The sequence below is a fragment of the Microbispora sp. NBC_01389 genome, assembly GCF_045040095.1.
Classification (GTDB): Bacteria; Actinomycetota; Actinomycetes; order Streptosporangiales; family Streptosporangiaceae; genus Microbispora.
Genome location: NZ_CP109552.1, coordinates 5,241,975 through 5,251,545, shown reverse-complemented (window position 1 = coordinate 5,251,545; position 9,571 = coordinate 5,241,975). Strand labels below are relative to the sequence as shown.

Annotated in this window: 7 protein-coding genes; 4 read left to right on the top strand and 3 right to left on the bottom strand. The window is 64.8% G+C overall.

Features of this window, described 5'->3' with window-relative positions; genetic code table 11:
- Positions 1 to 181: 181 nt before the first annotated feature.
- On the bottom strand, positions 182 to 4,186 hold the full coding sequence (locus OG344_RS23410; protein ID WP_405084908.1) for a trypsin-like peptidase domain-containing protein: 4,005 nt from the start codon (positions 4,184 to 4,186) through the stop codon (positions 182 to 184).
- 62 nt (positions 4,187 to 4,248) lie between these two features.
- Positions 4,249 to 4,518 (bottom strand): CU044_2847 family protein, encoded by a 270-nt coding sequence (locus OG344_RS23405; protein ID WP_405084907.1) that lies wholly within the window; start codon positions 4,516 to 4,518, stop codon positions 4,249 to 4,251.
- A 219-nt stretch (positions 4,519 to 4,737) separates the two neighbouring features.
- On the opposite strand from OG344_RS23405, the gene OG344_RS23400 reads away from it, so the two are divergent.
- Positions 4,738 to 5,595, top strand: a complete 858-nt coding sequence (locus OG344_RS23400) for a hypothetical protein (RefSeq protein WP_405084906.1) — start codon at positions 4,738 to 4,740, stop codon at positions 5,593 to 5,595.
- Between the two features lie 21 nt (positions 5,596 to 5,616).
- The gene (locus OG344_RS23395; RefSeq protein WP_405084905.1) at positions 5,617 to 5,970 is read left to right on the top strand and encodes a nuclear transport factor 2 family protein; all 354 of its coding nucleotides are present in this window, start codon (positions 5,617 to 5,619) and stop codon (positions 5,968 to 5,970) included.
- Here OG344_RS23395 and OG344_RS23390 read toward each other — a convergent pair.
- A complete protein-coding gene (locus OG344_RS23390; protein WP_405089158.1) occupies positions 5,952 to 6,260 on the bottom strand; it encodes a hypothetical protein in 309 nt (102 codons plus the stop codon). The two genes, OG344_RS23395 and OG344_RS23390, sit on opposite strands and share 19 nt — an antisense overlap.
- A 326-nt stretch (positions 6,261 to 6,586) precedes the next feature.
- On the opposite strand from OG344_RS23390, the gene OG344_RS23385 reads away from it, so the two are divergent.
- Positions 6,587 to 7,090 (top strand): hypothetical protein, encoded by a 504-nt coding sequence (locus OG344_RS23385; protein ID WP_405084904.1) that lies wholly within the window; start codon positions 6,587 to 6,589, stop codon positions 7,088 to 7,090.
- Positions 7,091 to 7,551: 461 nt separating this feature from the next.
- Positions 7,552 to 9,570, top strand: a complete 2,019-nt coding sequence (locus OG344_RS23380) for a DUF6571 family protein (protein ID WP_405084903.1) — start codon at positions 7,552 to 7,554, stop codon at positions 9,568 to 9,570.
- Position 9,571: the final 1 nt, after the last annotated feature.

Genomic DNA, 9,571 nt, shown 5'->3' with positions numbered 1-9,571 from the left:
CCGCCCTCAATGAGAAGCTGGACCACGTTTTGAATTGGGCAGAACGCTCTTGATGGCTGCTGGGAAGATGCGTGCGAGCTGATAGCCGACCAAGGCCACGGCTACACCGGCCGGCTGGGACAGCAGGAAGGCCGAATAGAGCGGGCGCGGACAATAATCTCGACGGACCGCGTGGGCGTGATCAGTCGTCCTTGGGGATCGGGCGGGCGAGATGCCGGGTCGCGAGTTCGATCAGGGCGGTCGAGGTCACCGGCCAGATGCGGGCCGTGTTGTCCCGACTGGCCGTGGCGAGATGCTGGCCGTCCGGGCTGAAGGACAGGCCCCACACGGCTTCTTCGTGCCTCACACGTGCCACCTCGGATGGCCCGCCGCCCCGCACGGACCATACTCGTACGTCACCGTCCTGGCAGCCTGCCGCGAGGTGGCTTCCATCAGGACTGAAAGCCACTGACTCCACCGCAGCGTCGTGCCGGATGTCCAGAGGCGTATCTTCTCCCTGGACCGGCCAGATGCGCGCATACTCAGCGCTGGCTGTGGCCAGCCGCGCTCCACCTGGTGAGAAGCTGACACCCCACACGATGTCGGTGTGGGGCAGCACCTTATGCACCCCGCCGTCCGCGATCAGCCAGACGCGTGCGCACGCGTCTGCGCAGCCCGTGGCCAGCAGGCGTCCGTCTGGGCTGAACTCCACACTCCAGACAGTGTCCTCGTGGGGGAACTGCGTGATGAAGGCTCCGGTCTCGATCTCCCAGATACGAGCGATCCGATCGGCCCCGCCTGTCGCGAGCAGGCGTGAGTCGGGGCTCAGCGCGATGCTTCTTATCCAGTCGGGATGCGGTAGCTCTGCGATCTCACGGCCGGTGCCGAGTTCACGCACACGAGCATATCCGTCGGCACCCGCGCTTGCGATCAACCTTCCGTCAAGGGAGAACGCCACGGACTGCGCGGGTCCGGTGTGGGAGTAGCTGCATATGCTGGTACCCGACGCAACATCCCAAATCTGGACTTCACCGCAGTAGCAGGCCGTGGCTACCCGAGTGCCCTGATGGCCGAAGGCGACCGCCTCGACCCAGGAATCATGCGTCAAGCGTGCGATCTCATCTGAGGCGTGGACATTCCACACGCAGGCCGACGCATCGGCGCCGGCGGTGGCCAGCTTGGCCCCATCCGGGCTGAAGACCACACAGTTGACTGGCCCGTCGTGAGCGACCCGTGCAGCTTCACTCCCGGTTCGGGCGTCCCAGACATGCGCGGTCTTACTGTCCCCGGCGACCGCGAGCCGGGTACCGTCAGGGCTAAAGGCGATGCTTTCCACCGAGCCCTCGTGGTGCAGGTGCTGAATCGGTGTTCCGCTCTGCGCATCCCAGATGCGCGCGCTTCCGTCACGTCCGGCAGTGGCGAGGAGACCGCCGTCGGGACTGAATGCCACCGTACGGACCCAGCCGCTGTGCTTGAGCCGGTTCTCTTCCTCTATGCGGGTTCGCCCGCCGGTTACGACGATGTTGTTGATCCTCTCTGCCGTCCAGATCCGCGCGCGCTCGTCGCGGCTGGCCGAGGCGAGCGCGCCGTCAGCGCTGAAGACCACAGCCCGAACCCATCCGTCATGAGGCAGTCGCGCGACCTCGACGCCGGCGGGGACGGTCCAGATCCCCACGGTCGTATCAGTGCTGGCAGTCGCAAGGACTCTGCCCTCTGGGTGGAATGCCAGATTGCGCACGACGTCGTCGTGAACCATGGTCGCGACCATCTGTCCACCACGCGGATCCCACAACCGTGCCCTTCCGTCGCCACACGCGGTGGCGAGGAATCGTCCATCTGGGCTGAAGGCCACGGACCATACGGTGTCATGATGCGGCAGTGAGCCGATGAGCGTTCCTGTCCACACATCGTAGATACCCACCTGGTCTTCGTGACCGCCCGTGGCGAGGAGATTCCCATCTGGGCTGAAGGCGACCGACCAGACGGCCATCGCATGCCGGATGGTCACTCGCGCACGCCCGGTCGCCGCATCCCACACACATACGGTGCCGTCGAAGCCCACCGTGGCGAGATGGGAGCCATCAGGACTGTAGGCCAGACAGCGTACGGCGTCCTCGTGCCCGAGGCGATGTTCCGGCTTGGTCGTGCTGGCGAGCGCGTGACGCAGTGCTCGATCCCCCTGGAGCAGGGGCATGCGTCGCAGGGAGCGGATGGCGTACTCCAGCGCCACGGTTGCGGTCTCCGTCGCCGAGAGTCGGGCCAGTTCGGATTGCGCCGCCAGGTGCATCGCATCGTTATGCGCCAGGAGGTCCCGTTGGCGGCGCTGTTCCTCACGATGCGCCTCCATGCTGTGGACGACATAGTCCATGATCCCCATCGCATGGTGCGGATGCTCCTCCACCACCTGGAAGGCACGATCTAGCAACGGCGCGGGCAACAGAAGTTTGGGATCCTGATTGTGGTTCTCCCACTGGGATTTGTAACCCTGGACCATTCCCGCCACGGCGAGAACCTCACTGTCCCGTGCCAACCAGATCTGCAGGCGATCCCAGCCGCGAAGCAAAGCCTCGTGAGCGACTTCAATCATCTCGTCACCGAAGGTCACCAGCCGCTTGTCGTGCAGAACCTTGGATACCGCCAGGTCGTCCAGGGAGAGCCGGTCCTGGCGCACCGGTTGCGCATAGTCGTTCGTTCCAGGAGTGACAAGCATGGTGAAAATCCGCTGCGCCGCGGCTTGCTGTCGCTGCGGAAGGCTGTCGATGACCTTGTCAGCGTACTTCGAAAGGGCGCTCACCCCACCCATCCGATAGTAGGCCTCCCGCGTAAGCCGCCACGGTGGGTCTTGTAAAGGCCACATCCGGTGAAGCACGAACTGGAGGAGCGGTAGTCGTCCCGGCTGTCGGCCGAAATCCGCGCTGAGCGCTTCGATCAGGTCCTCATCACACACAACCGGGCGTTCGGGATCAGCCAAGCGTGCGGGTTCCGTGATGGCGGATCGGAGGTCCACGTCCGAGAGCGCACGCAGGACCCGGGAACGGGCCTGAAGATACTCGCCGAGATGTTGGTGCTGGAGAAGGCCGCCGAAATGTTCTTCACGTATGGTCAGGACGACGGTGACGTCGGCCTGCTCCGACGGCCTCAGCTCCGTGGCGGTCTCCGCCAGCAGGTTGAGGAAAGCGGAACGTTCCTCGATATCAGCGCAGCGCGTGAGGATCTCCTCGGCCTGGTCAACCACCACGACCAGCCGGTCCACCCTCAGCCCGATCGCCAGCCGACGCCCCGCGTCCATCAGGCCCCGTTCCAGGAGGCGCGTACGCCACTGGTCGATCTGGGACATCTGGACATGAGCGTCTCGGACTTCGGCGGCGGCGAACTCACAGGCCAGTGAGAACGTCGGCAGGTCTCCTGGCCGGACGCGCACAACATGTATCGAGGATTCGCGCCGGAGCCGAGGGATCAGCCCCGCGCTGATGACGGACGATTTTCCGCAGCCTGAAGGACCTGTCACGGCGAGCAGCCGCCGGGACCTGGCGTCCTCAACGAGTCGCTGGACGAATTCGCCGCGGCCGAAGAACAACTCGGCGTGCGACTCCTCGAAGGGCAACAGCCCCCGGTAGGGATTACGGGGCGGCTGGTGAAGGACTGCGGGCCAGGCCGCGGCGAGCGCGTGCAGTCCGATTATGTAGATCTGCTGATCACCGGCAATCGCCTGGAGCATGCCCACGACCTCACCGCTGTCCCGGTGCCAGACCGGCCCTCCACTGAAGCCGGCTGCGGCTGTGATGCCTGATGCGATTCGCTGGTCGACCTGGCTGCGAACGGGGTCGGCCGCACCGAGGAGTTCGCCGGTGACGTGCCCCATCAACTGACGTTTCGGCAGAGGCCCCCATACCTGGATGTACGTCCCCGCCGGGCTGCCGATCGCTCGGAGCCGGGCTGGGGCTGTCAATGGAGGCGGCGGCTCCAGCAGTTCCAGCCCGGCGACGTCGCTCCAGTCGAAAGGTTGGTCACCGCCCGGATGCCACCTGATGATCTTTGCCGGACGGACGTGGCTATGGCGGCCGTCGCCTCCGAGTGGGAAGTCGACGAAGATCAGTGCGCCATCTGGTGGTGCGGCCGATTCGCGCTGTTCTCGACCGAGCGCCGAGTTGATGACATGTGCACACGTGACGATCTGCTCCTGGCCGACCAGAAAGCCAAGCCCCACGGGCCGTTTACCTCCTGCGAGGATGCGGACCGTCGCGCGTTCCGGCCGGGACGCGCTCCCGGTCACGACGCCGGATTCTGCGGAGCCCAGGTCATCGTGACGTTGAACGACGCCTCGGCGGTTCCCTTCGTGAAAATCAACCCCAACTCGCCGCCGAACTTGAGGCCGAACTCCACCTGGATCTCCTTGGGCTGGCGGGTGGCCGCCTGGAGTTTCGTCATTATCGTTTCGAGGGCGGGGCTGATGTCGTCAAGAGCCGCCGACAGCGAACGCGAAGCCTCTTCCAGCCTTCCGTCCAAGGAGGCGAGCTCCAGCGCGTCGTCAGCGTCCACTTCGGCTATCAGGTAGTGATTAGTACCAGATTGTCCGTCTCTGATCGGTATGCGCACTTGGATGGATCCCACGTTGCCTCCGGCTGTCCCACAGCTCCCGATATCAACGGTAATCGGTAAGCACTCCGGACGAGCCCGGAGTTAAGGTATTACCTACAACACGATCCATACGTGTGCGGGTGGTTGGACCCCGCACCGGCCATCCTCGGAGGCTCCTTGATGCGTTCTCCGGCGTTTGTGATCATGTTGCTGATGGTCCACGCCGCGTCCCTCGGAAGCTCGTTGATCATCCTTGTCGGTTCCCCCCTTGGAGCGGTGGGATGGACGGCGGTCGGCCTGTTTGCGGTGTCAGGCTTGGCGCTCGTGGTCGCCCTGCAGCACATCGTCCGGCAGCTGCCTTTGGGCTTGGTCCGCCTCCAGGAGGCAGTGAACTCCCTCGCCAACGGCGAGTCCTTACTGAAGGCCACCTACTACAAGGCCGACCGCGCCGAGGACGTCGAAAGGCTGCACCGTGATGCGGGCGAGGTCATCCGCATGGCCCCGCGCGGCGCCCACATCTATGCTGTCAATTCCTACGTTGAGGTGTTCAAGGCCTCTAACGAGCCGCGGTGGGCGCACATCCAACGTGCCTACCTCAGCGAGTTCGAGAGGCGGTTCGGTGAGGTGACCTATCACCGGATCATCCAGTCCGACGGCAACGGCGATCGCAGCCCTGGGCATCTCGCCGAACAACTCGCGCCCGCCTATCTGCACCACTACCGGAGCATCGCCAGGCACAGCTCCAAATGGGGAGCTCAGCGTCTGCGCGTCGCCGAGGTTCGAGCGACTCTCCCCACATCTTTCGTCCTGGTCAAACACGAGGACGGCGGCTCGATCATCTGGCAGATCCACAAGCACGCGCCCAGGCTGCGTGATGAGGACGCCGTACAGATCATGGGGATCTTCATCATCACCGACCCGGAGGGTATTTTCGTCCGGCATTTCATGTCGTGGTTCCGCGACATGGACCACCAACAGCTGAGAACGCTGACGGAGTCGGATCTGCAACCCCCCGACGTTGTCACCGCGTCCGATTAAGGTGCCTCGGAAGGAGGCGCGATGGACCCCCACGAAAAGATCATCAGAACACTCTTCTCGACGATCGACACGAACGACTGGGCCACGCTCAGAGAACTGGTCACAAGCGACATCACCTACGACCGTCCAGGGTTTCCCAAGATTATCGGTGTGGACGATCTCTGTGACTTCTACCAGGAGAAACGCCCGATCGGTAATGGAGTCCACGAGCTGCGTTCCGTGGTGAGCGATACTCTCCAGGGTTTCTGCTGGGGTCACTTCAGCGGCGTGTCCAGGGAGGGCGCAGCGCTGGACGAACTTTTCGCGGACTGGTTCGAGTTCCATGACGGCCGGGTCCGCCGCCGCCGGACCTTTTTCTACCGGCCGGCTATCTGAGCAAGTCTATGTGAGATGGCGCGGCAGGACCCAACGCCGACGAATGTGACATAGTGGCAGAGTCGGTACCCTCGGACATGCACGAGCCGGATTCGCGCGTACTCGATCCCGCGATGCCTGATGTCGTCGAAGAGCGGCCTGTCCGACTCTGCCTCTTCTCGCAGCAGGTTCACAGCCCGGTCCGAGTCGCCTCGGTGATAGACCTCCTGAGATCGATTGCGCTCTGGCTCATGATACGATTGTCGGCACTCACCCTTCAGGAAACGTTGCCGAAGGCGCGACCAGGCCATCGCGAAGCGTTCACCAAACTCCTCAAGATCGAGTCGCTCGCCAGCCTTGGTCACCCACGGCGGAGGATTTATCTCAGTTCTTGAGATTATTATCGTCGCCGTGATTTATGGGCGGTCCGATAAGGGGTACATCTCTCCGGCAAACCCCTCGCCTCTGCCGCAACCGGACACAGCGCGACGCCGTGTCACGCCGACACCGGCAGGGCAGGCCGCGATCGAGACGTGGGAATGCCCTGGCGAAGAGAGCTTCTACCTGGGAGAAGGAAACCACCCCTTAGTCAAGTACCCTTGGCGATCAACTGGTCACTCATTGTAATGTCCGGTCCATGGCCACACTTGATCACGAGACCCTCTTGGGGATCGTCCGTAATCGCCCGCTGCTGGCGGTCGCGCTTCTCCGGGCCGCGGCGTTCGTGGGTGAGAATGAGCCGGCCGACGGGGAGGCGATCGTCCTGCGCTTCCCGTGGACGCGGCTCGCCACAGCGGAGGAGCCCGCTCTCGCCGCTCGCTATCGCGAGATCATCGCCGCGGCCCGCCGAACCCGCGCGAACCTCGGGGAGTCCATGTTCGGGGAGATCATCGCCTTCCTGAACGCCCGCATAGAGGAGGGCCTCCACGAGACGGACCTGGTCGCGCGGAGGGGCGTGCGCGACTGGAGGGCGGAGCGGGACCTGTGGGCGAAGCGAGATCGTGTGGCGTTCCTGGAGTCCGTCCTCCTCGACGATTTCTACCTGGCGATCGAGGAGCACTCCCAGGCGGAGCACCTGCTCAAGCTGGAGGCCGCCGCCTACAACTGGCACGACGACTACCAGGACGAATGGCGCGTCTAGAACGAGTCGCGCAGCGGGCGGCCTGCCGTGGAGAGCCCCCTCAGGCGTACGGCAGGCCGCCCTAACCCCGCCGGCCACGGCCAGAGCGTGACCGGCGGGGAGCTTCACCGGGCCTGACCGGCCGGCAGACCGCGCCACCACTTGTGCCGACCATCGGGGTGATCGGGCATCGCGAAAGCGAGCCCGATCCTGGACCTCCTGGTCGAGTAGCGTCTGTTCGGCCACTCCAACGCCTTCTCAGGAGCACGTCGGTGTCTTACCCTTCGGCTTGGTGGGATGTTCGGGGGGGGTTCCGATCGGCATGGCAGCCGGTAGGCCTGAGCGACCAGCAAGCCTCTGCTACCTGGGACCGCAGGACCCCAGCACGGACGTACGGGCGGACGGGGGAAACGATGGCGGAGCCGACATCCCCGGGAACGGGACCCTTGTCGCCGGACTTCAGCGGCATCGACCCGGGGCGGATGAGCGAGTTCATCAACGCCCTCACGCGCAGCCACGACGTCATCAGGCAGGAAACGGACGCCATCCGGCGCGTGCTGGGCTCGGTGAACGTCTCGGCCGCCGCGCTGAACCCGGTCGGAGAAGTGCTGGCCTGGCTTGAGGCGGAGTTGCCGAAGCTGCGGCGCCGGCAGGCGACGATCCTCGCGTCGGAGAACATCGCGGGGTGGCTGCCCGGCATGGCCTCCGGGCTGGTACCGCTCGACGAAAGCGCCGTGCTCACGGCGTCCGAGGCGCAACGTCAGGGCAGGGCACTCGCGGAGCGGTTCTCCCGCACCGATGCGAGGGACTACGGCGTTCCCATCGGAAAGACGAACGACGAGACCTTCGCCCGCCTGGTCGCGGAACTGGACGCGCACCGCAACGACGCGGACTTCGTCGCCGCCTTCTTCGCGGCGCTCGGAGCCAAGGGGACCCTCGGGCTCACCGGGAAGCTCAGGGCCGGGATGGACGCCCCCGACAAGGCGCTCGACGTGGTGAGCCAAGCGTTCGGCACGGCCGTCCGGGAGGGCGCCGCCGTGCCGGGCTTCGCCGAGGTCAGGTACGAACTCGTTACCGGGAAGGCCCCTCCGACAACTGGTGCCTGGTTGCCGCCCTTGTCGACTTACCCCACCGGACCACACCCACCTGCGGACGCCGGATTCGCCGAACTTCGCAACGGCCAGGCCGCCGTTCCGGAGCATGGCGAACGGCGACTGGGCGACCTGTTGCGGGCCGGCAAGTTCCCCGCCGACTGGCTCGCCGCCGTCGTGAGCCTGCACGCGCTGGGCAAGGGGAGCACTGTCGGCGGTACGGACCTGGCGGGCTTTCTCAACGCCCTGGGCAACAATGCGAAGGCCGCCAGAACGGCGCTCTCCACCGCGTCCAGGGAGTACGGTTCCCTGCCGAAGGCACTCAGCGCACTGAACGAGAGGGCCGAGGTTCGATGGCATGCGCCGCTCCAGCCGGAAGCACAGAAGAACGAGAACTCCCGTGCGGACGCCTTCGGGCGCATGCTGGCCGCCGCGTCCGGAGCGTACGACGAGAAGGACGGCGCCCACTCCGCCGAGACCGCCCAAATGGCCTTCCAGCTCATGCGCGAGCTGCCCAAGCTCGACATCCAGGAACCGACCCGCGTCCACCTCGCCGAGATCGCCGGGGCGTACGCGACGGAGATCACCGAGGGCGCCAACCTCGGCGACGCCAACCGCACCCAGCCGAGCGCGTTCGGCCCGGTCAAGACCATCATCCCCGGCCTGAACCCCGCCTTCCGGCTGAGCCCGAAGGACACCTACGCCTTCGTCAAGACCTTCGCGGACTCCCCCGACCACATCAAGCCTTTCGAAGAGGGAATGGGAAACCTCACCAACAGAATCGTCAACGCCGCCGCGCGCAAGGATCGTGCTACGGGGAGCATCGACAACTTGGAGCGAGCGATGCAGGCACTCGGCTATGTATCTGGCATGCAGCTCATGGCGGAGCGGAAGAGTCAGGCCGCGCTTGACGCAGAGGAGCAACAGCGAATCAAGACCGAACTCTTCCTCGCCGGCGTTGCCCTCGGTGTGGTCGGATTCCGGATTCCGGAGTCGGGACAACTGCTGTGGTTCGGAGTCTCTACTCTCACACCTCTCGGGATGGAGCCGATACTCACCCCCGGCAAAACGCGGGTGGGAGAACTCGAAAAGAGGGATCGTGCAGCCTCGCTGGCACGAGAGAGCTGGCTGGCCACCACCTTGATGTCGAACGGGTTCAAGGCCGAATTTCCTCCCACCGACCCTCGTTTCTCCCATCCGCCTATAACCGACAAGGACGGGAAGCTTCTACCTCTGGACAGGATAGTCAAGGACAAGTCCGCACTCCAGAACTTCGACAACTGGCTCATCGCCAACGGATCTGGTGGACCAGACAAGACAAAGATCGGCGAGGCTCAGCAGCAGCTGAAGATTTCGTTCAGCGGAGCGAGGCAGGATGTGGAGCTGCGCGGGCCAGCACAACTTGAGTGAC